The 20,294-nt window shown below is 28.8% G+C and carries 22 protein-coding genes; 16 read left to right on the top strand and 6 right to left on the bottom strand.

Going from position 1 to position 20,294, the window contains the following annotated elements; all coding sequences use genetic code 11:
- Positions 1–5: 5 nt before the first annotated feature.
- Positions 6–560 (top strand): DUF6648 family protein, encoded by a 555-nt coding sequence (locus RDK80_RS11980; protein WP_235601317.1) that lies wholly within the window; start codon positions 6–8, stop codon positions 558–560.
- Positions 561–684: 124 nt separating this feature from the next.
- On the opposite strand, the gene RDK80_RS11975 is transcribed toward RDK80_RS11980, so the two are convergent.
- Complete coding sequence (locus tag RDK80_RS11975) at positions 685–1,230, bottom strand: hypothetical protein (RefSeq protein WP_308524394.1); 546 nt, start codon at positions 1,228–1,230, stop codon at positions 685–687.
- 102 nt (positions 1,231–1,332) lie between these two features.
- Here RDK80_RS11975 and RDK80_RS11970 point away from each other — a divergent pair, with 102 nt between their 5' ends.
- From RDK80_RS11970 to RDK80_RS11940, 7 genes are all read left to right on the top strand, one after another.
- Positions 1,333–2,301, top strand: a complete 969-nt coding sequence (locus RDK80_RS11970; RefSeq protein WP_308524393.1) for an RluA family pseudouridine synthase — start codon at positions 1,333–1,335, stop codon at positions 2,299–2,301.
- A 17-nt stretch (positions 2,302–2,318) separates the two neighbouring features.
- Positions 2,319–3,983, top strand: a complete 1,665-nt coding sequence (locus RDK80_RS11965; RefSeq protein ID WP_308524392.1) for a nucleoside kinase — start codon at positions 2,319–2,321, stop codon at positions 3,981–3,983.
- A gap of 14 nt (positions 3,984–3,997) precedes the next feature.
- On the top strand, positions 3,998–4,912 hold the full coding sequence (glsA, locus tag RDK80_RS11960; RefSeq protein WP_308524391.1) for a glutaminase A: 915 nt from the start codon (positions 3,998–4,000) through the stop codon (positions 4,910–4,912).
- 115 nt (positions 4,913–5,027) lie between these two features.
- The gene (nagZ, locus tag RDK80_RS11955; protein WP_308524390.1) at positions 5,028–6,254 is read left to right on the top strand and encodes a beta-N-acetylhexosaminidase; all 1,227 of its coding nucleotides are present in this window, start codon (positions 5,028–5,030) and stop codon (positions 6,252–6,254) included.
- Between the two features lie 22 nt (positions 6,255–6,276).
- On the top strand, positions 6,277–7,098 hold the full coding sequence (locus RDK80_RS11950; RefSeq protein WP_308524389.1) for an alpha/beta hydrolase: 822 nt from the start codon (positions 6,277–6,279) through the stop codon (positions 7,096–7,098).
- A 4-nt stretch (positions 7,099–7,102) separates the two neighbouring features.
- A complete protein-coding gene (locus RDK80_RS11945) occupies positions 7,103–7,306 on the top strand; it encodes a hypothetical protein (protein ID WP_308524388.1) in 204 nt (67 codons plus the stop codon).
- A 12-nt stretch (positions 7,307–7,318) separates the two neighbouring features.
- Positions 7,319–9,127, top strand: coding sequence for a hypothetical protein (locus RDK80_RS11940; protein WP_308524387.1), 1,809 nt, complete (start codon positions 7,319–7,321; stop codon positions 9,125–9,127).
- 3 nt (positions 9,128–9,130) lie between these two features.
- Here RDK80_RS11940 and RDK80_RS11935 read toward each other — a convergent pair whose 3' ends face one another.
- Positions 9,131–10,273 carry an MFS transporter gene (locus RDK80_RS11935; protein WP_094901645.1) on the bottom strand — a complete coding sequence of 381 codons (1,143 nt, stop codon included), beginning with the start codon at positions 10,271–10,273 and terminating at the stop codon, positions 9,131–9,133.
- A 125-nt stretch (positions 10,274–10,398) separates the two neighbouring features.
- On the opposite strand from RDK80_RS11935, the gene RDK80_RS11930 reads away from it, so the two are divergent.
- The 7 genes from RDK80_RS11930 (at position 10,399) to RDK80_RS11900 (ending at position 17,612) form a co-directional block, all read left to right on the top strand.
- Positions 10,399–12,129: an ABC transporter ATP-binding protein gene (locus tag RDK80_RS11930; RefSeq protein ID WP_308524386.1), complete on the top strand. Its 1,731-nt coding sequence runs from the start codon at positions 10,399–10,401 to the stop codon at positions 12,127–12,129.
- A 60-nt stretch (positions 12,130–12,189) separates the two neighbouring features.
- Positions 12,190–12,507 (top strand): hypothetical protein, encoded by a 318-nt coding sequence (locus tag RDK80_RS11925; protein WP_094901649.1) that lies wholly within the window; start codon positions 12,190–12,192, stop codon positions 12,505–12,507.
- 182 nt (positions 12,508–12,689) lie between these two features.
- Positions 12,690–13,634, top strand: coding sequence for a polysaccharide deacetylase family protein (locus RDK80_RS11920; RefSeq protein WP_308524385.1), 945 nt, complete (start codon positions 12,690–12,692; stop codon positions 13,632–13,634).
- Positions 13,635–13,654: 20 nt separating this feature from the next.
- Positions 13,655–14,350, top strand: a complete 696-nt coding sequence (locus RDK80_RS11915) for a response regulator transcription factor (protein WP_308524384.1) — start codon at positions 13,655–13,657, stop codon at positions 14,348–14,350.
- A 44-nt stretch (positions 14,351–14,394) separates the two neighbouring features.
- Positions 14,395–15,792, top strand: a complete 1,398-nt coding sequence (locus tag RDK80_RS11910; RefSeq protein ID WP_308524383.1) for a HAMP domain-containing sensor histidine kinase — start codon at positions 14,395–14,397, stop codon at positions 15,790–15,792.
- Positions 15,792–17,294 (top strand): hypothetical protein, encoded by a 1,503-nt coding sequence (locus RDK80_RS11905; protein ID WP_308524382.1) that lies wholly within the window; start codon positions 15,792–15,794, stop codon positions 17,292–17,294. The genes RDK80_RS11910 and RDK80_RS11905 overlap by 1 nt, the downstream gene beginning before the upstream one ends.
- A 21-nt stretch (positions 17,295–17,315) precedes the next feature.
- Positions 17,316–17,612 carry a hypothetical protein gene (locus tag RDK80_RS11900; protein WP_094901659.1) on the top strand — a complete coding sequence of 99 codons (297 nt, stop codon included), beginning with the start codon at positions 17,316–17,318 and terminating at the stop codon, positions 17,610–17,612.
- A 2-nt stretch (positions 17,613–17,614) separates the two neighbouring features.
- Here the strand turns inward: RDK80_RS11900 and RDK80_RS11895 are convergent, their stop codons facing one another.
- The 4 genes from RDK80_RS11895 to RDK80_RS11880 form a co-directional block, all read right to left on the bottom strand.
- Positions 17,615–18,178 carry a glycerol-3-phosphate responsive antiterminator gene (locus RDK80_RS11895; RefSeq protein WP_201259855.1) on the bottom strand — a complete coding sequence of 188 codons (564 nt, stop codon included), beginning with the start codon at positions 18,176–18,178 and terminating at the stop codon, positions 17,615–17,617.
- A 37-nt stretch (positions 18,179–18,215) separates the two neighbouring features.
- Entirely contained in the window at positions 18,216–18,461 is a 246-nt protein-coding gene (locus RDK80_RS11890) for a GIY-YIG nuclease family protein (RefSeq protein ID WP_094901662.1), read from the bottom strand.
- Positions 18,462–18,471: 10 nt separating this feature from the next.
- Positions 18,472–19,089: a regulatory protein RecX gene (locus tag RDK80_RS11885; protein ID WP_094901664.1), complete on the bottom strand. Its 618-nt coding sequence runs from the start codon at positions 19,087–19,089 to the stop codon at positions 18,472–18,474.
- 194 nt (positions 19,090–19,283) lie between these two features.
- Positions 19,284–19,676: a PspC domain-containing protein gene (locus RDK80_RS11880; RefSeq protein ID WP_094901666.1), complete on the bottom strand. Its 393-nt coding sequence runs from the start codon at positions 19,674–19,676 to the stop codon at positions 19,284–19,286.
- A 183-nt stretch (positions 19,677–19,859) separates the two neighbouring features.
- Here RDK80_RS11880 and RDK80_RS11875 point away from each other — a divergent pair, with 183 nt between their 5' ends.
- Positions 19,860–20,288 carry an FHA domain-containing protein gene (locus RDK80_RS11875; protein WP_094901668.1) on the top strand — a complete coding sequence of 143 codons (429 nt, stop codon included), beginning with the start codon at positions 19,860–19,862 and terminating at the stop codon, positions 20,286–20,288.
- Positions 20,289–20,294: the final 6 nt, after the last annotated feature.

The raw sequence follows: 20,294 nt of genomic DNA, 5'->3' as shown, positions 1-20,294 counted from the left end.
GTAGTTTGAATTTTTATATAAAAAAAAGGGGCAATTTTGAAACGTTTTTTGATAATAGATCTGCCATAATAGTTAAATTTGAAAACGGAGATATAACAAAAAAACAATTTTTAGAATATAATTATGATTTAGTAATGAAGATGAATTTGAAACCTTTTTTGAGGATAGATAGTTATGAGATGGGAATGTATAATTATCAGTATTATAATGTTTTAGCTAAATATTTTAATATGCTAGCAAAGGAAGTAAAAAATACTAGAAAACATCAAAAATATTATAATTACTATTTAAATAAAGGAAATAATTATTATCATGAAAAAGATAAAGCAGCTCTTAGCTTACTTAAGTACTTAGAATTTAAAGGAGTAGAAGCATATTATATTAATGTTAATTCAAAACTCCTAAGAGATAAGCTTTATGAAATTGTACTTCTTGATTATAAGGAAGCAATATTTCATTCGAAAGCGATTTGGCTGTTAGACATACTAAAAAAAGAAGGAGTATTTATAGAAGAGAAAAAAGTATCTTTAATAGATGAGTATATTAATGAAACCTATTAAATTAAAAGCTTTTATTAAAGTATTATAGATAGTTTTCTTGGAATCTTACTGAAGTTAAATTCTTTTTATAAGATGAAAACTTTAAAATGGACTATAAAAAATAAAAGTCTTCATAAAAAGACTTTTATTTTTTATCCGCAATTAATTTTACTATATCTTCTACTGAACTGCCAATCTTAATATCATAATCACCAGATTTCAATTTAGTATCCAGTTTTAATTCTTGAGCTTTTTGAACAAAATCAGTTTTACTAACAAGACCATTTGATTCTAGAATGCTTCCGATTTTAGATGGCAAAGAGCCAGATGGTATGGTAATTTTAACAACTTTACCATCATTAGAATCTTCTACACTATCATTAGAATCTTGAGGAGGATTTTCCACCTTGGTATTGCCTTCATTGTTATCTTTAGGCTCATTATCTTGATTTTCGTCATTGGGTTCTTCAATATCTTGATCTTCATTATCTATTGAAGAATCAGGTTTCTTATCTTCATTATCTTCAATAACAACATCATTCTTAGGTGGTACATCTAGTGCATCCTTTGCAAATAGAAGGTCAAGTCTCCAACCTATGACAAGAACTACAATGCCTATAATGCCAATCATTATTATGTAGTCTATTGAATCATATAGCATGTCCTTTATTCCTTCAAGAAAATTTTTCATATCTTCACCTCTCTAAAGAACTTTTGTAAAAATTTAGGTTTTAATTCCAGAATAGTGTATAATATAATTATAACATAAGATTTTAGAAAAGGTGAGAAAACTTTGAGAGAAATAATAGTAGATAAAAATGAAAGTGAACAGAGACTAGATAGATTTTTAAAGAAATACTTAGCAGAAGCACCTCAAGGATTTGTATATAAGATGATCAGAAAGAAGAATATAAAGGTGAATGATGCTAAGGCTCAACCAGAAACTACCATTTATAAAGGTGATAGAATTCAACTTTATTTATCAGAGGAAACCATAGATAAATTTATTGCAATAAAAGGAGAAATAAAATCAAAGTTAGTGCCTAATATTATATACGAAGATGATAATATCATATTGATAAATAAACCAGTAGGGATACTATCTCATGGTGCATCTAAAGAATTTGAAGAAAATATAGTAGATAGTATGATTTCTTACTTGATTGAAAAGGGTGATTTTATACCTAGAGTTCAGAAGACTTTTACTCCTTCTATATGTAATAGATTAGATAGAAATACTTCTGGTATAATAATAGGAGCTAAGAACTACCAGTCATTAAAAGCTATAAATGAAGCGATAAAAGAGGGAAAAGTAAGAAGGTTTTATAAAACCATAGTTAAAGGAAATATAAGAAAAGAATTTACAGCTGAAGGTTATCTATCAAAGGACGAAGATAAAAACAAAGTAGCAGTTCATGAAGATGATTACGAAGGTTCAAAAAAAATCACAACTGTTATAAAACCATTGAAAAATAAAAATGGATACTCTTTACTTGAAATTGAGTTAATTACAGGAAGAACTCATCAGATAAGAGGACATCTATCTTCATTAGGCTATCCAGTAATTGGAGATAGAAAATATGGGGATAGGGAAATTAATAGAAAGTTTAATAAAGAATATTCTTTAGATAATCAATGGCTCCATGGATATAAAGTAGAATTCAATGGACTATATGATGAATTTGAGTATTTAAACCATAAGGTTTTTATTGGTGACTTGACTGGAAAAGCAGAAGAGATAGAAAGAGATTTATTTGAGTAATTATTGGGGGTGTAAAGATGACTTACAAACTTAAATTACATGTAGAAGGAATGGGAGAATTATTAGTAGAAAAGGGAGCGACTTTGAGAGATGTGGCTAGAAAAGTTTTTAAGGAAGACTATAAGAAATATTTAGGTGCTAAAGTGAATAATGAAGTTTTCAATTTAGGCAAAATAGTTGAAGAAGATATGAATATAATTTTTCTGGATATTAATGATGTGGATGGATATAGAATATATACTAAAACTATATCTGCTGTATTTATAATGGCATGCAAAGAATTATTTCCTGAAAGGGCTGTAAGAATAGAACATTTCTTAGGTGAAGGACTTTATGTGACTTTTGAAAAAAGTAATTCAATAACTTTTAAAGAAGTGGAACAAATACAAGAAAAAATGAAAGAAATAGTTCAAGATGATCTTCCAATACTACGTGAGAAAATGTCTAAAGATAAGGCTATAAAACTTTTTAAAGAATATAATTACTATGATAAGATAAGACTTTTTAACACTTTAGACAGAGAGGAAGTAGATGTATATAATATAGGAGACCATAGAGATACATATCACGGTTTTTTAGCTCCATCCACAGGATATGTAGAGATTTTCAAGCTTAAATACTATTACCCAGGAGTTTTAATTATGTTTCCTAGTATGAACTCTAATTATCAAATACCTGAATTTAAGGAACTCAAGAAATTATCTAAGGTATTTAAGGAAGCAAATGATTGGGGAGATATACTGGATTTAGCATATGTAGGTTCTTTAAATGAAAAGATTATAGATGGTGGTATAGCTGAGGTAATCAGAATATCTGAGGCACTTCATGAAAAAAAGATTGCCAATATTGCAGATAGAATTTGTGAGGATGAAGACATTCATCTGATTTTAATAGCAGGACCATCTTCTTCGGGAAAAACCACTTTTTCAAAAAGATTAGAGGTTCAATTAAAGGTAAATGGAAAAAGACCAGTATCTATTTCTGTAGATGATTACTTTGTTGACAGGGAAAAAACACCATTAAATGAAGATGGTACTTATGATTTTGAAAATATTAATGCAATAGATTTAGATAAGTTAAATGAAGATTTGGTAAAATTAATTGAGGGAGAAGAAGTTGAGCTACCTAAGTTTAATTTTATTACAGGTAAACGTGAGAAATCAGGGAAAATAGTTAAAGTAGATAAGGATCATCCTATAATTGTTGAAGGGATTCATAGTTTAAATCCTAAAATGACTAGTTATATTCCAGAAAAAAATAAATATAAGATTTATATTTCAGCTTTGACTCAGCTTAATATAGATGCACATAATCGTATTCCTACGACTGATACAAGGCTTATTAGAAGAATCGTTAGAGATATAAAATATAGAGGAAATGATGCCATACGTACTTTGGAATTGTGGTCTGGAGTAAGGAAAGGAGAAGAAAGATATATTTTCCCATTCCAAGAAGAAGCTGATATAATGTTTGATTCCACTTTGGTTTATGAGTTAGCAGTTCTTAAAAAGCATATAAAGCCACTTTTAGAAGAAATAAATAGCACTAGTATTTATTATGGAGAAGCAAAAAAATTACTTAAATTCTTAGAATATTTTAGAGATATTGAAGATGAAAGCATAATACCACAAAACTCTATTCTAAGAGAGTTCATAGGAAAAACTTATTTTGATGTTCACTAGATGAGGGGGATAAAATGGAAGATTTATTATCAAAGATTATTGAAAAAAATAGATATTTAATATCCAAAGGGGCAGTAGCAGATTATATACCAGCATTATCTAAAGTTAATCCTAATAATATAGGGGTTTGCCTTATGGATGTTGATGGAAATATTTATAAGGCTGGAAACTATGATGTAAAATTTACTATTCAAAGTATATCTAAAATCATGAGTCTCATGTTAGCTTTAATAGATAATGGTGAGGATAAGGTATTTAAAAAAATCGATTATGAGCCTACTGAAGAGCCTTTTAATACATTATTTAAACTAGATTTTCCTCATACGGTGAAACCTTCCAATCCAATGATAAATTCAGGTGCCATAGTTACAACATCTTTGATCAAAGGTAAGGGAGAAGAACGTTTTAATAGGCTGTTAAATTTTATTAGAACAGTGACAGAGAATCCAAGTATATCCTATAACGAAGAAGTATATTTATCGGAAAAGGATACAGGGCATAAGAACAGAGCTATGGCTTATCTTATGAGGGCTAGGGGATTTATAGATGGCGATGTAGAAGAAATATTAGATGTATATTTTAAACAATGTTCTATAGAAATAACAACAGTTGATATTGCTAAGATAGGATTATTTTTAGCTAATAGGTGTAAGCTGCTTGAACAGAGTATTAAAGTATGTGATGCTAGAATAGCGTCAATAGTAACAGCAATAATGGCTACATGTGGCATGTATAATTTTAGTGGAGAATATGCTGCAACAGTAGGAATCCCATCAAAGAGTGGAGTAGGTGGAGGTATATTAGGAACAATACCATATAAAATGGGTATTGGTGTATTTAGTCCAACATTAGACCAATATGGTAATTCCATAGTTGGATATGGAATTATGAGAGATCTATCTAAAGAATTAAATTTAAATATATTTTAGAGAGATAGATGGAGGGACAAAATCCCTCCATTTGATTTTATTTATTGTTTTCATACTTATTGTAAATAAGGTGAAACTATAATAAAATTAATATAACATAAGAAAAGGTGATTGCATGAGGCTGAAAGTAATAACATTTATATTATTAATATCCGTTATCTTTATAGGAGGTTGCAAGCAAGAAAATTTAAATTTAGATGAATCAGATATAGAGATACCTAACAATAATAATGAAGAAGTAGTGGATTCTATAGAAGATAAAGTTAAATCTATGTCCCTAGAGGAAAAAATAGGTCAGCTAATGATTGTTGGTTTTGACGGAATAGGTATTAATGAAGAAATTGTTAGATCTATTGAAGATTTTAAGGTTGGAGGATTTATATTATTTGCAAGGAATATAGTAGATGAGAATCAAACTCTAAAACTCCTTAATGACATTAAGGATGCAAATACCAATAATGATATACCTTTATTTTTATCTATTGATGAAGAGGGGGGAAAAGTCAGTAGATTACCTAAGTCAATTGCAAAGTTACCAGAGGCTATGAAAATAGGAAAGAAAAATGACAAAGACATTTCTTATAGAACTGGTAATATATTGGGTCAGAGGGTCAGTGCTTTAGGTTTCAATGTAAATTTTGCACCCGTGTTAGATATTAATTCTAATCCTAAGAATCCAGTAATCGGAAATCGAGCTTTTGGTACTACCATAGATCAAGTAGTCAATAATGGGTTAGAGGTAATGAATGGTATACGTGATATAGGAGTAATTCCTGCTGTGAAGCATTTTCCAGGGCATGGAGATACTGAGGTAGACTCACATGTGAAATTACCCCGAGTGGATAAAACTATAGAAGAGTTAAAATCATTTGAACTGATACCATTTATTGAAGCTATTAAAGAAAATGTAGATATAGTAATGGTAGCTCATATACTATATCCAGAGATAGATAAAGAATATCCTGCTACTATGTCTTCAAGGATAATTGAAGGCGTTCTAAGAGAGGAATTAAACTATGATGGAGTAATAGTATCTGACGATATGACTATGGGTGCAATAGTGCAGAATTATACATTAGAGGATGGAGTATTATCATTTATTAAGGCAGGAGGAGATATAGCTTTAGTCTGTCACGGAAAAGATAACCCGGGAAAAGTATTTGAAAAAATAAAAGAAGCTATAGAAACTGGAGAGATAAGTCAGGAAGATATAGATGAGAAAGTTTATAGAATTTTAAAGCTTAAAGAAAAGTATAAATTAGAAGATAAAGAGACTGACAGGATAAGCCTAAAAACATTAAATGATGATACTATAGAACTAATTGAAGAGATTAATAAATAGCCATATAAAAGGGGTGTCCTAAATGGAAAATTATTTAAAGCTTAGAGATGGCATAGAATTATTCTACAGGAAAGATATTGTAGAATCACCTAAAGCAATAGTACTTATTAATCATGGATTCGCAGAGCATTTAGTAAGATATGATTATATTACACAAAGCCTAAATTATGGAGGATATAGTGTATATCGCTATGATTTAAGAGGACATGGGAGAACTAAATCTATACTGGGTCATGTAAATTCTTATGAGGACTTTATATTAGATTGTGATGAAATGGTAGAGTTAATTAAGAGGGAAAACAATGATTTGTCTATTTTTATGCTTGGACACAGTATGGGTGGATTTATTACATGTTTATATGGATTAAACTATCCTAATAAACTAAAGGGACAAATATTTTCAGGTGCTGCAGTTAATACCTTACCAAAGGCTCAAGGATATAGGTCATATTTATATGAGTTTTTGAATTTATTTGCAAAAAAAATGAGAATAAAAAACCCTATAACAAAAGATATCTGCAGGGATGAAAATGTTGTGACAGATTATACAAAAGATCCTCTAATATTAAAAGATGCCACATTAAATTTCTATGTACAATTTTTAGTAAAAGGAAGGAAGTATATTAACAAAAATATTCAAAGGTATAGCTATCCATGTCTAATTCTTCACGGAGGGGCAGATAAAATAGTACCTAAAGAAGTAGCTGTATATCTTTACAATAGCATATCATCGAAGGATAAAGAGATAAAGATATATGATGATCTATATCATGAGATCTTAAATGAAAAAGAAAAAAGCCAAGTAATGGATAATATAATATCTTGGTTAAATCATAGGGGGTAATACATTGTTGATCGGAATAGTTTTTTTATCAATAAGTATATTTATTTATATAAAAGAAAACTACGATATAGATAATGTGGAGGAAGAAAGAGTTTTTAGCAAGAAAAAAGACATTGTTAAAGATGGGAATTACAGATATAGGATACTAATAAGTATCTTCTCCTTAGTACTAGGAATATTTAGAATTCTAAGTTCAATTATATATTAAGGTGGATTTTTTATGATGAAAAAAATAATAAAATTTATAATATTAATTTCAATAATATTAATACCTAATATTATATTTGCAGAGGACATAAATTCTATTCTATTAATAGTTGACGAACTTTCAATAGAAACGATAGAAGAATTATATTTAGACCAATATAGTATTGGTTTTGTGAATTTAAAGACTAGGCCACCCTATTCAGAAGAGGGATTATTCTTATCTATAAATACAGGAAGAAAGCTAAATATAAAGAATTTTGGGAAAAAGGATAAAAAGATAGATTATTTAAGTGATATTTTGAAAAAAGAAAATGTTTCATATATCGGAGAAGGAAAAGGTAATCTTATAATTGGAAATAGAGAGGGGATAGTTGATTATAGTGAGGATTCTATAATATATAGTTTAAATTGGCTAGTAGAAAAAACTGACAATTTACTAAATAAATCAGATGTATTAGTATTAGAATATGATCTGAAACAAGGGCATAATAGAATAGAGATTTTAAATCAATATTTAAATCATTATAAAAATGAGCAAATAATTATTTTGCCTAAAGCTGTAGCGACGGAAGATAAATATTTATTGAATAAATATCTTGTTCCAATTATTCATATTAATAAGGGAAACCACGGTTTATTGACAAGTTCATCTACTAAAAGAGAAGGACTTATTGCATTGGAAGACATTTCAGCTCAGATAAAGGAGACATATGGTTATAAAAAGAAAATTGATATAGGAAAACCTTTTAAATCCATAGAATCAGATAATCCTAAGAAAGAGATTGAAGATATATACAAAAAGAATATGAATTTATTGATTGCTGCATACCTCTTTCATGGACTTATCTATTTTGTTCAAGTATTACTTGGAGTATGGATATTAAAATCTAAAAAAATAGAGAAGTGGTTATATACTATTTATTCCTTTGTATCTACAAATATTTTCACATCACTATTACTTGGATTGTTTGAATTTCATAAAAATATTTTTATCTATTTAATCATTAATTTGTTAATTTCTTATTTAATTACTAGACTTATTATAAAAAGAAAACTAGATTTAGTAAAGCTAATAAGTATATTCACTTATGCTTTAGTAGTTTTCGGGACTTGTTTATATCCAAAGATGATTTATAATTCATATATTGGATTTAATAATTTAGTATATGGAGCTAGGTATTATGGATTAAATAATGGAATCATGGGAGTGTTATTAGTTACTTCTATATTGAGTTTTTTTAGCATAACAAAATCAATAGAAAGTGATAATTTAAAAAGATTTATTGGATTATTTATTTTTATAATTAATATGGTAACATTATCTACATACTTTGGAGCTAATACTGGTGGATTTATAACATCTGTTGTATTATTTGGACTTATGATTTATAGATTATTTTTCTCTAATAAAGAAATAAGGAGATATTTATTTTTATTCTTTTTAATAGGAATATTTATATTTAGTTTAAATATAATATTTGATGATTTCACAGGAGAGAATACCCATGCATTTGGATTTTTCTATAGATTAAAGGAAAACGGAATCAGTGAATTGATATCCTTGGCATCCTTTAAGGCTAAGGAACTCTTTAAATTAACAATATTACCACCATTCTCTATAGTATTGATTTTTCAGGCTATTATACTTAATAAATTAAGAAGAATTATAAGAGATACTAAAGAAATAAAAGAAGAAGCAATGATAATTTTCATCACTTCTTTAGTTGGTTTTGCATTAAATGATACGGGAGTTATAACACTTATTTATATGATTCATTATCTAGTCTTAGATATAATAAGCAATAGATTAAAGATTGAATAATAGTTATTCTTTTATGTCAAGCTTTGATATAATGATTATTGCTAAAATCGAGGAAATAGCTGCTATACTTAGGACGAGTTTAAATCCGCCTAAGGTATAGATAAGAGGGCCTATTATACTGTAAAATGTTATAGTAAGAGCATTTACAGTATAGAATAAACTCATAAAGGTTCCTCTTTTTTCTGGGATAATTTCAGATGCCAATGCTTGGTAGGAAGTCCATCCTCCGTCTAATCCAAAAGAAAATAATGTTACAAAACTCAATACCAGTGGCAAAGAACTAAAATATGTAATAGGTATTATAGCTAACACCATTAAAACAAATAAACCTTTGGATAATTTATATTTCCCCAACTTATCAGAAAAAATGGCTGAAAAAAGAATGCCAGCAATAGTCCCGAGGGCTATGAATGTGTACGCAATACCAATATTTACTTGAGAAAGATTAAAATTGTTTGAAAGATAGATGCTCAAGTAATTCAGTATTAGAGATGGAGCGGTTAGTAATAAAAATACAGTAAGCAGCATCTTTTTAGCTATAGGATTTTTTAGTAAAGATAAAAATTCTTTCTTATCTACTTTTACATCGTGAGATTTTTTAGTTTCAGGCAAATTAATTAAAAGTATTAGAGAAAGTGTGCCTACAATAGCTAATGGAATATATATTATAGCCAAATTGTTATATTTACTAACTAGATAGGTAGCATAAATTGGGCTAAAAAGTATGGCTGAGCCAAAGGCAGTCCTGAGTAGTCCAGAAGCTTTCCCACGATTTTCATAAGATATAAATTCAGATATGTAAGATAGGTTTGTTCCACTTATAGAAAAATATGCAAATCCGATGAAGATTCTTGCAAAAGCAAATATATATGACGATCTTGCGAATCCGCCAATAGTAGAACCAATAATAAATAATATTAAAGATATAACTAGACTTTTTTTCTTACCATATTTATCTGCGAAAACACCTAGATAAGGAACGAGAAATCCAACAGCAGAATAGCCCAAGTTAAAAAGCATTACCATACCTTCATTAATGGAAAAATGCTTTGCTAGGAAAGGGGCAAGTGGTCCAATTACACCCATTTCTATAGCTATTATTATTTGAATTAAAAATGTAGTCGAAAACATTAGAATACTATTCATTTTGACCTCCAATTTGTAGTTGTTAATTAATATATAATATAATACAATTGAAAAAAAAGCAAAACTATTATATAATATTCGTGACTCGAAATATTATACTATAAAGGTTAAGGGGGAGTGATTATTTGCTTAGAAGATTTATATCTTATTACAAGCCACACAAAAGATTGTTTTTTATAGATATGTTTTTTGCATTGCTTATATCTATATCTGATCTTGTTTTTCCAGTCTTCACTAGAAAAATGATAAATGAAATTATACCAGAGGGCAGAATGGATCTTCTTGTAAGATGGACGATTATAATGACTATTTTATTTGTCCTTAGATATATAAGTAACTATATAGTTTCTTATTGGGGACATTTGCTGGGAGTTAGAATTGAACATGATATGAGAAGAGATATATTTACTCATCTGCAGTCGTTACCTTTCAGTTACTATGACAATAATAAAACGGGTCACATAATGTCTAGAATAGTCAATGATTTAAGAGACATAACAGAACTTGCTCATCATGGTCCAGAAGATTTATTTATATCTTTGGTAATGTTGTTAGGTTCATTCATTGTACTGATTAGAATTGAATGGAAACTTACTTTAGTATTATTTTCTGCTATACCTATTATAATATGGTTTGTTATATCTAAAAGAAATAGAATGTCAAATTCTTTTAGAGAGGTAAGAAAGAAAATTGCAAATGTAAATTCTCAACTTGAAAATAGTATTTCAGGGGTTAGAGTTGCAAAATCATTTACTAATGAAGACTATGAGATTGAAAAGTTTAATGAAGGGAATCTTAGTTTTAGTAATGCTAGAAAAGAATCATATAAAGTTATGGCTGAGTTTGCATCAGGAATAGGAATAATGTCAAGTATTCTTAATCTGTTGGTGATAAGCCTTGGAGGATACTTTGTATATAAAGATATAATTAATATAGGAGACCTTTTTTCCTTTACACTCTACGTCAATTTCTTTATGCAGCCAATTAGGAGGCTATCTGAATTCTCACAACAACTTCAAGATGGTATGACAGGATTCGAGAGATTCGTTGAGATCATGGATATAGAACCAGATATTATCGATAGAGAAAATGCAATGGAACTAAAAGACGTTAAAGGAGATATAGAATTTAATAATGTATCTTTTAGTTATAACAATGGTAAGAATACAATTCTTTCTAATATGAATTTGTCTATTGATGCAGGAAAAACTGTAGCTTTGGTTGGTCCATCAGGTGCAGGCAAGACTACTTTATGCCATCTTATTCCGCGATTCTATGAAATAGAAGAGGGAGAAATTCTATTAGATAATATAGATATTAGAGATATAAAAATTAAAGATTTGAGAAAAAAAATAGGACTTGTTCAACAAGATGTATTTTTATTTACAGGTACCATTCGTGATAATATAATATATGGTGATCCAGAAGCCAGGGATGAAGATGTTATAGAAGCTGCTAAGAAAGCAAGTATACACGATTTTATCATATCTTTACCAGAGGGATATGATACCTTTATAGGTGAAAAGGGCGTTAAGTTATCTGGAGGTCAAAAACAAAGGATTTCAATTGCAAGATTATTTTTAAAGAATCCTCCTATATTGGTATTAGACGAAGCCACATCTGCGCTAGATAATGAAACTGAGATAATGATCCAAAAATCTTTAGAGGATTTGTCTAAGGGAAGAACTACATTAGTAATTGCTCATAGATTGTCAACAATAAAAAATGCAGATGAGATTCTAGTGTTAACTGCAGATGGAATCGCAGAGCAAGGAAGTCATGAAAATTTAATAGAAAAAGATGGTTTATATGCTAAGCTATATAAATCTCAATTTAAGGATTTAATGCAAGAATAAGTATCAAAAGCACCTCCCTTATCATATTATATTAGAGGAATATAAAGGGGAGGTGTTTTTATGCATTATGATTATCCAGAACTATATTACAGAATCTATCCTAAGGTTATATCAGCAGTGAATGAGCATTTAGATGATAATTGTTCTATGGAAAAGATTACAAGAGAACAAATGGAAAAGATGGTGGATGATATATATATAAAAATGGTACATGAATATCCAGAAATACATGAAGATCCATATGAAAGAAAGTATAGAGGGAGGGTTAGGGCAGAACAAAGACCATTTTTTGGAAGAAGCAGAATTACTAGGGATTTAATAACAATTTTACTAATCTCTGAATTATTCAGGAGAAACAGAAGCTTTTTTCCACTATAATAAATAGGCTGAAAACAGCCTATTTTAGTTTGAATATTGATTTTCTGGAAATATATATACATAAGAATAGATAATGTAAAATCTTTGTAACTATTTATTAATTTGTTTGTAACCAATAGAATTAATATTTATAATATGCTAGAATTAAACATAAGACAGAAAAGGATATAGGGGGGACATAAATGAAAAAACATAAAAAATCCTTTATTATAAAGAAAAGGTATATTTTTTTGCTTGCTATTATATTTTTTTTAATTGGCAGTATATCAGTAAAGATTTTTTGCAATTCAACTAATGCAGTTGCAGCTGTTAGTGTAGCAGACACTTTAAATATAATGGGCTCAAACAATCCCGTTAGCATAGTTTTGGATGGGGAAATTAGACAAATTGAGGAAGAAAGATTGAGAGCAGAGGCAGAAAGAATTGCAGAAGAAAAGAGAATAGCAGAAGAGAAAAGAATTGCAGAAGAAAAGAGAATTAAAGAAGAAAAAACTAAAGCGGAGGAACAAAAAATAGTAAATGAAGAAGTAAAAAAGGGGAAAATTGCTTATTTAACTTTTGATGATGGACCATCAAAGCAAATTACACCTGCAATTTTAGATATATTGGCTGATTATGATATCAAAGCTACATTTTTTATTTTAGGAAAAATGGCTAATATGAATCAAGATGTCCTAAAGAGGGTTTACGAAGAAGGTCATTCTATTGGACATCATTCTTATAGTCATAAATATAGTTATATATATAAAAATATTGATAACTTCTTAGGTGAGATTAATTCTACAGATAAAGTATTGAAAGAAGTTTTGGGAGAGGACTTTGAAACGAAATTACTAAGATTGCCAGGAGGGTCCTTTGAAAAACATAAACAAAAATTTTTAAAAGCAGCTACGGATAAAGGATATAAAAATTATAATTGGAATGCATTAAATGGCGATGCAGAAGGAATAGATTTACCAAAAAATAAATTAATAGATAGATTGAAGGCTACAGCAAAGGGAAAAAAAGAAATCATTATATTAATGCATGATTCTGATTCCAAAAAAACAACCGTTGAGGCTTTACCTGAAATAATTGATTATCTTATAGAAGAAGGATATGAATTTAGAGTACTGGATCAAGATTAAAATTAAGGATGTGATTTTTAATGAGTAAATCAATTCTTGTAGTAGAAGATGAATCATCTATAAGGAAGTTTGTAAGAATAAACCTTGAAAGGAATGGTTTCAAGGTGCTGGAAGCAGGAAGTGGAGAAGAAGGAATAGAAATTGCAAGAAATGAAAAGGTGGATATAGTTATTTTAGATCTTATGTTACCAGGAATTGATGGTTTTGAGGTATGTAAAGTTCTACGAGAAGAGTTGCCAAACTTAGGTATAATAATGTTAACTGCTAAATCTCAAGATGTAGATAAGATTATGGGGTTGGAGTATGGGACTGATGATTATATGACCAAGCCTTTTAATCCTACAGAGTTAATCTTAAGAGTAAAATCTTTAACGAGAAGAATAGAGTCGTCAGAAAATATAAATGAAGACACTATATTGGTTTCTGAACCTTTTAAAATAGATACCTACTCCCGTAAGTTTTATAAAGAAAATTGTGAGATAGAGCTTACTCCTACTGAATATGCTATAGCCAAACTTTTTGTAGAAAATTCTGGAAAGGCTTTCAAAAGAGATGAAATACTAAACTTAGTATGGGGTTATGATTTTGTAGGTGATTCTAAAATTGTAGACGTAAATATTAGGAGACTTAGATCTAAGATAGAAGATGATTCTAGTAATCCCAATTTTATTGAAACTGTTTGGGGAATAGGATATAGATGGAAGGTTAAAAGTTAGAATTTTGTCAAATTAACATTAGGTTAAGATTAGAGGAATGATTAATGAGAAAAAGTATAAAGACTAGATTAGTTAAAAGTTTTATGCTGATTATTATTATAACCGTGGTTATTTTAGAGGTTGTATTAATAAATGGTATGAAAGACTATTATTATAAAAATATTGAGGATATACTTAGCAATCAGATAGAATTTTCTATAGACTATTATTTAAGATATTTTTCTTTAGATAGATTAGAAGATATAGTCATAGACGACATAGATGTATTCTGGCAGCATACAACAGCACAGGTTCAGATACTTAACTCTGATGGAAAACTCATAATGGATTCTTTAGGGGTTACAAATGATAATTCAAACTTATATCCAGATATAAAAAAGGCAATAAATGGAGAAAAAGGAGTTTGGATAGGAAATGTAAACTATTATAATAGTCCAGTAATGTCTGTTTCAGCAGCAATAAAAGATCAAGATAGAGTCATAGGAATTATCAGATTTATTACTTCTCTTAAGGAAACTAATGGAGTAATAAGATTTATTTCTTTTTTGTTGTTAGGTATGGGTGTTATAGTCGTTTTTATTTCTGGTATGGTAAGTGTTTTTCTTGCTAATTCTATAATACGGCCACTTCAGGAGGTAACGAGAGTTGCAGAAAAAATGGCTGATGGACAATTAAAAGTGAGAAGTGATATTGAACTAGAAGATGAAATTGGTAGACTATCAGATACGCTAAACTATATGGCAGAGGAATTGGTTAAGAAAGAACAGATTAAGAATGATTTTATATCTTCGGTATCACATGAACTTCGTACTCCACTTACATCTATAAAGGGGTGGGCAGCTACATTAAAATGTGAAGATTTTGGTGGAAATGAAATTATGTTAGATGGACTTGAAATCATTGAAAAAGAAAGTGATAGACTAAGTATTATGGTAGAAGAACTTTTAGATTTTTCTAGATTTGTTTCTGGAAGGATAAAGCTGGAAAATGATGAATTTCAGATAAAAGATACAATTGAAATGATAGGAAAACAACTAACACCTAGAGCAGTAAATAATAGGATTGAATTTATTATAAATATAGATCAAAGTCTTGGATATATGCTTGGAGATGAAAATAGAATAAAGCAGGTACTCATCAATCTATTAGATAATGCTTTTAAATTTACATCTGAAGATGGAAAAGTTATTTTAAATGCATATAAAGAAAATGATATTTTAGTATTAGAAGTAAAAGATAATGGAGTTGGTATATCTGAAGAAGATTTGCCAAAGGTGAAGGAAAAGTTTTACAAAGGGAAAAACAGTAAATCTCATAGTGGCATCGGATTATCTATTTGTGATGAAATTGTTAAGCTTCATAATGGCACCATGGAAATATTATCTAATATAAACGAAGGAACTAGAGTAATAGTAAGATTGCCATTGAGGGAGGTCAGCTAATGAGAAAAGTATATTTAATTATATCTATTATAATATTATTCATTTTTTCGACTTCCTGTAGTATTAATAAATTTGAGACTAAGGATAGAATAAAGGCTCCAGAAAATAATCTGCCTCCTATACAGGGTAAATGGATTATAGAGAAAGCTATCGATAGTCCTTATAAAAAAGGAAGCATAGGAGATTCAGAGTCTTTAATTAATAAGGAGGCTTTGTTTCATAAATCTGCTACAGTAATAGGTGAAGATTATGTAGAAGAGCCTACCTATAAACTAAAGAATGTGAAACTTGCCGATTACTTATTGTATAAATATAAAGTGTCTCCTGAAGAATTAAATCTCTCTGAAGAGGAAGCTGAGATAATAACTATATTAGGTAATAATCAATATTATGAGTTTATTAGATATAGTGATAATGAAATGATTACCTTCGTTGAAGATAGATTTTACTTTTTAAAGAAAAGTGTTGATCAAATAAGTAAAGAAGAAATTGATAGATATATAAATATTGAGAAAAGTATTATGAGAATTTCCAATGCGGAAGAAGTAGATATATTACGTTCTGGAATTCTTCTAGGGATAAAGTCTTATTCCTATGATGAAGTGAATCAAACTGATGGATGGAAATATAAGACCATTTGGATCAGAACCAACAATCGTAATATAGCTTCTGCATATGAAATGAATAATTTATTAGTGCCTAGAAAAAAAGGTTTTTGGTTTGTAGAGGTGAAAAGAGAGGATATAGATAATTCTGTAAATGATAAGATTAGAGCAACGCAAAAAGGAAAATTTAAAGAGGGATTTCTTGATGATTCGGCTTCACTTCTTATAACAGCTTCCTTAAATCCTAAGGCAAAAGGGTTATATCCATCTATACTTAAAAATATTTTATATATTGGTAATGATTATATTTCTACAGAATTAATTGATTTATCAAATGACAAAAGAACTTTACAGGTTTACCCAATTGATTATTTAAACGATGAAAAAGGAATTAAAGTTTCAGATATAATTGGTGAGGAAGGGCTAAGGGTTTTTAAAGAAGGTGCTCAAAGTATAGTTAAAACTAATTCTAATATACTTTTAAATGAAGAGAGTTTTGGATTAGCGAGAAGAAATGGATATTGGATTATGAAGGGCCGAATAAATTATCAGAGTGAAGGTGAAGAATTTTATAAGGATTATAATATAAAGACAATTCCTCCTAAGGAATTAGTAAATTATGATGAGTTGGCCATACCATGGAATGTTATAAAATCTAAAGTGCCTGAAGCTATAGATGCTTATACCTCACCCAATGAAGATATAATTATTATTGTAACAAGAAATAATTTATTAATATATTCAATTAATAATCATGAAATATCTCAAAAGGAATTAGGAAGGATTAAAATAGATAACTCAGAAACCATTGTAATGGCAGAATGGGCTACAGGTAGATATACTATGCTATGGGAAGAGGAATTTTTAAAGAATGAAGCTGAGGCGGTAGAATACTAATATAGAGATGGGGGATGAATCATGAAAGAATTAATCGTTCACTTAGAATTCGCAAAAATATTAGGAGTGTTTGCATTAGGAGCAATAGTTATTACTTTTATAACCTATCTTATTTCTAAAAAAAATAGGGCTATAAAATATATTCCAGGATTCATCCTGATTTTAATAGGAATATATAATCTATTTTATGTAGGTGTAGATTCTTCAACATTGGGGGATGTTAATAGATTATTGGTCGTTGTAACTACAATGATTGCTGGATTTATTGGATTATCCACAGGGCTTATTATTGGGATATTTAAAAAGGGCAGAGAATAAATTTATATATACCAAACATCTTTACAAGATGCAGATACAGCTATAGCTCCAGCATCTAGACTAGAATCTAAATCATATTTATCCGTAATTAAACCACTGGCGATTACGGATATTTTTGTTTCTTTAATAACCTTTTTTATTATTTTTGGCATTATTCCAGGAAGTATTTCAATAGCATTTGGTCGTGTTTTTTTTATGGAGGATATGGAATTTTCTAGAGAACATGAGTTAGGTATAAATAATCTTTGTATAGTGAATACCCCCATATCCTTACTTAATTTCACTAAATTGTTCTTTTCTGTTATTATTCCGTCAGGAGATATATTTTTAATTATATATTCCAAACCCCAAGTATCTTTGGAAAAACCATCTATAGAGTCTATATGTATATATAAACCCTTATTTTTTGAACTTATTCTATAAGATATTTCTTTCAAGTTAAATATATTTCCTGATAGAAGAAATATTATTTCACAGGGAGAATCTAAGGCATCATCTAATTTATCTAAATTTTGTACTGCTGCAATTATAGGATTCTTTGATACTCTATCAAAAAAATGAATCATTATATCACCTCTAAAATCTTGTGATTCAACTATATAATTAATTATAATCGCTAATAAGCTTTAATTTTTGGGACCTTGAAAGCTGCTTGATAGCATATTCTCTTCTTTGTGCTTCTATTTTATTATCAAATTTTTCGAAATATACTAGTTCAACTGGCAATCTTGCCCTAGTGTACTTGGAAGCTTTACCTAAATTATGCATATATATTCTTTTATTTAAATCTACAGTCCAGCCTGTATAAAGAGTATTGTCCTTACATCGTAAGATATACACGTAGCACAAATTAAATCACCTAATCCTTCAGGATTTCTTTCATAACTTTAGATATAATATCATAGGAATACCCTTTTCTCTGTAGGAAACCACTGAGTTTTCTATAGATGCTATTACGATCCTCTTTTTTATAAGAGGATAGTTTTTTCAATGCTAAATTCATTGCTGATTCATATTGTTCATCATAGTCAAGAATAAGAAGATCATCAATGATATTTTTTGGTATTCCTTTCAAGATTAGTTCATACCTTATTCTTTCAGGGCCAAATTTACTTAAATTTATTTTATCTCTAATGAATGATTCGGTGAAGGTTTTATCATCTAAATAACGATTTTCTCTACAATAATTCATTGCATTTTTGATATAAGAATCCTCAAAATTTTTACGCTTAAGGGCATTATACATTTCTTTTTCTGATCGTTGTCTATATGACAGTAAATTGAGTGCATAATTTAAAACTTTATTTTGTTCTTCAGATTGAAGAACGTCTTTAATAAAATCATCATCTACTTCCATGCCGACTTCTAATTTATGTTTGAATCTTAATTCTTCTGCTATTCCTATGGAGAAAACATCATCTACGTAAATATTAACTCTATTTTTATTTCTTTGTGGTTCAATACTAGTAATTTTCATAATAACTCCTTTTGCTAAAATAATAATATTCTCACATTATATGCCATAAATATAAGTATTAGTAAAAAGTCTTGGTATACCAAGACTTTTTATGACCCATAGGAAAGTTTCTACAAATCCTTTTCAAATTTTAACTTTTCTACAGGTTTCAAAACAGGCTTACTTAATTTATTCATTTTGGATATAAGCCTTTTTTATTTATCTCTTTGATTAATCAAGATATATATGCCCAATAATATTAATAGAACTGGCCAAAACCTCCATAAACTTGCGAGCCTTATGGTAAACCAAGGAAATAGTATCTTAGCTAACAAGAAACTACCCCATATTATTAATCCACCGCCTATTAAAAGAGGAGTATTATTGCGAAGTTTTTCATTATAATCATCACTATGAATAATTCCATCATCTTCAGGTATAACAAAGCTACATATTAGATAAACTACAAATGTAGTGCCAAAAGATGGTAATCCAAGTAATACCCAGACAACACGTACTATAGTAGGATCAATATTAAAATATTCTCCTAAACCACCACAAACACCAGAAAAAACCCTGTTACTTTTAGAACGTTTTAATTTGTTCAAATTAACACCCCCATTTTTGCTTTTATAATATCTTATCAGATTTTCACTATTGTTTAAATAGTAGTTGCTAAAATTATTAATAATATTAGCAATATATTTAGAATGTATAGGTTTAAAATAATTCACAATGGACAAAGTTTGTGATAACATAGTTAAATAGAGAGAATTTTGGAGGAATAGTTTATGTACAATATATTAGCCATATTATTTAAATATATATTTATTGTAATTATATATTTATTCATCTTTAGTATTATTAGACTTATTTATTTAGATATAAGAGGCATGGAAGGAATATCTTCTGATGAAAAAGTATATCTGAAACTAATTAATAGAAAAGATTCTTTACCATTTAAGATAAAAGAATATTACTCTATTGATGATTCTATTTCTTTAGGTAGACACGGGGATAATAATATTGTAGTAAAGGATCCCTTTGTTTCAAAGAGACATTTTCAGATAATAGAAGATGAAGGAGATTATTATCTAGAAGATTTAAATAGTGCTAATGGCACTTATTTAAATGGGGATAAGATTTTTGATGTAGCAAGACTAAATGACGGAGATATTATTAGAATTGGACAGATAGAATTTCTATTTGTGAATAGATGATAGGAG

Source organism: uncultured Tissierella sp., assembly GCF_902479755.1.
GTDB classification, from domain to species: Bacteria; Bacillota; Clostridia; order Tissierellales; family Tissierellaceae; genus Tissierella; species Tissierella carlieri.
Note: the sequence above shows the minus strand (reverse complement) of the source record. Positions and strands in the feature narration are given on the sequence as shown.

What these genes read in the sequence shown, in the direction of transcription:
- RDK80_RS11900 (WP_094901659.1), top strand. Translation starts at nt 17,316, where the DNA reads ATGAAAGAATTAATCGTTCACTTAGAATTCGCAAAAATATTAGGAGTG.
- RDK80_RS11965 (WP_308524392.1), top strand. Translation starts at nt 2,319, where the DNA reads ATGACTTACAAACTTAAATTACATGTAGAAGGAATGGGAGAATTATTA.
- RDK80_RS11925 (WP_094901649.1), top strand. Translation starts at nt 12,190, where the DNA reads ATGCATTATGATTATCCAGAACTATATTACAGAATCTATCCTAAGGTT.
- RDK80_RS11935 (WP_094901645.1), bottom strand. Translation starts at nt 10,273, where the DNA reads ATGAATAGTATTCTAATGTTTTCGACTACATTTTTAATTCAAATAATA.
- glsA (WP_308524391.1), top strand. Translation starts at nt 3,998, where the DNA reads ATGGAAGATTTATTATCAAAGATTATTGAAAAAAATAGATATTTAATA.
- RDK80_RS11905 (WP_308524382.1), top strand. Translation starts at nt 15,792, where the DNA reads ATGAGAAAAGTATATTTAATTATATCTATTATAATATTATTCATTTTT.
- RDK80_RS11915 (WP_308524384.1), top strand. Translation starts at nt 13,655, where the DNA reads ATGAGTAAATCAATTCTTGTAGTAGAAGATGAATCATCTATAAGGAAG.
- nagZ (WP_308524390.1), top strand. Translation starts at nt 5,028, where the DNA reads ATGAGGCTGAAAGTAATAACATTTATATTATTAATATCCGTTATCTTT.
- RDK80_RS11885 (WP_094901664.1), bottom strand. Translation starts at nt 19,089, where the DNA reads ATGAAAATTACTAGTATTGAACCACAAAGAAATAAAAATAGAGTTAAT.
- RDK80_RS11940 (WP_308524387.1), top strand. Translation starts at nt 7,319, where the DNA reads ATGATGAAAAAAATAATAAAATTTATAATATTAATTTCAATAATATTA.
- RDK80_RS11875 (WP_094901668.1), top strand. Translation starts at nt 19,860, where the DNA reads ATGTACAATATATTAGCCATATTATTTAAATATATATTTATTGTAATT.
- RDK80_RS11895 (WP_201259855.1), bottom strand. Translation starts at nt 18,178, where the DNA reads ATGATTCATTTTTTTGATAGAGTATCAAAGAATCCTATAATTGCAGCA.
- RDK80_RS11920 (WP_308524385.1), top strand. Translation starts at nt 12,690, where the DNA reads ATGAAAAAACATAAAAAATCCTTTATTATAAAGAAAAGGTATATTTTT.
- RDK80_RS11910 (WP_308524383.1), top strand. Translation starts at nt 14,395, where the DNA reads ATGAGAAAAAGTATAAAGACTAGATTAGTTAAAAGTTTTATGCTGATT.
- RDK80_RS11975 (WP_308524394.1), bottom strand. Translation starts at nt 1,230, where the DNA reads ATGAAAAATTTTCTTGAAGGAATAAAGGACATGCTATATGATTCAATA.
- RDK80_RS11950 (WP_308524389.1), top strand. Translation starts at nt 6,277, where the DNA reads ATGGAAAATTATTTAAAGCTTAGAGATGGCATAGAATTATTCTACAGG.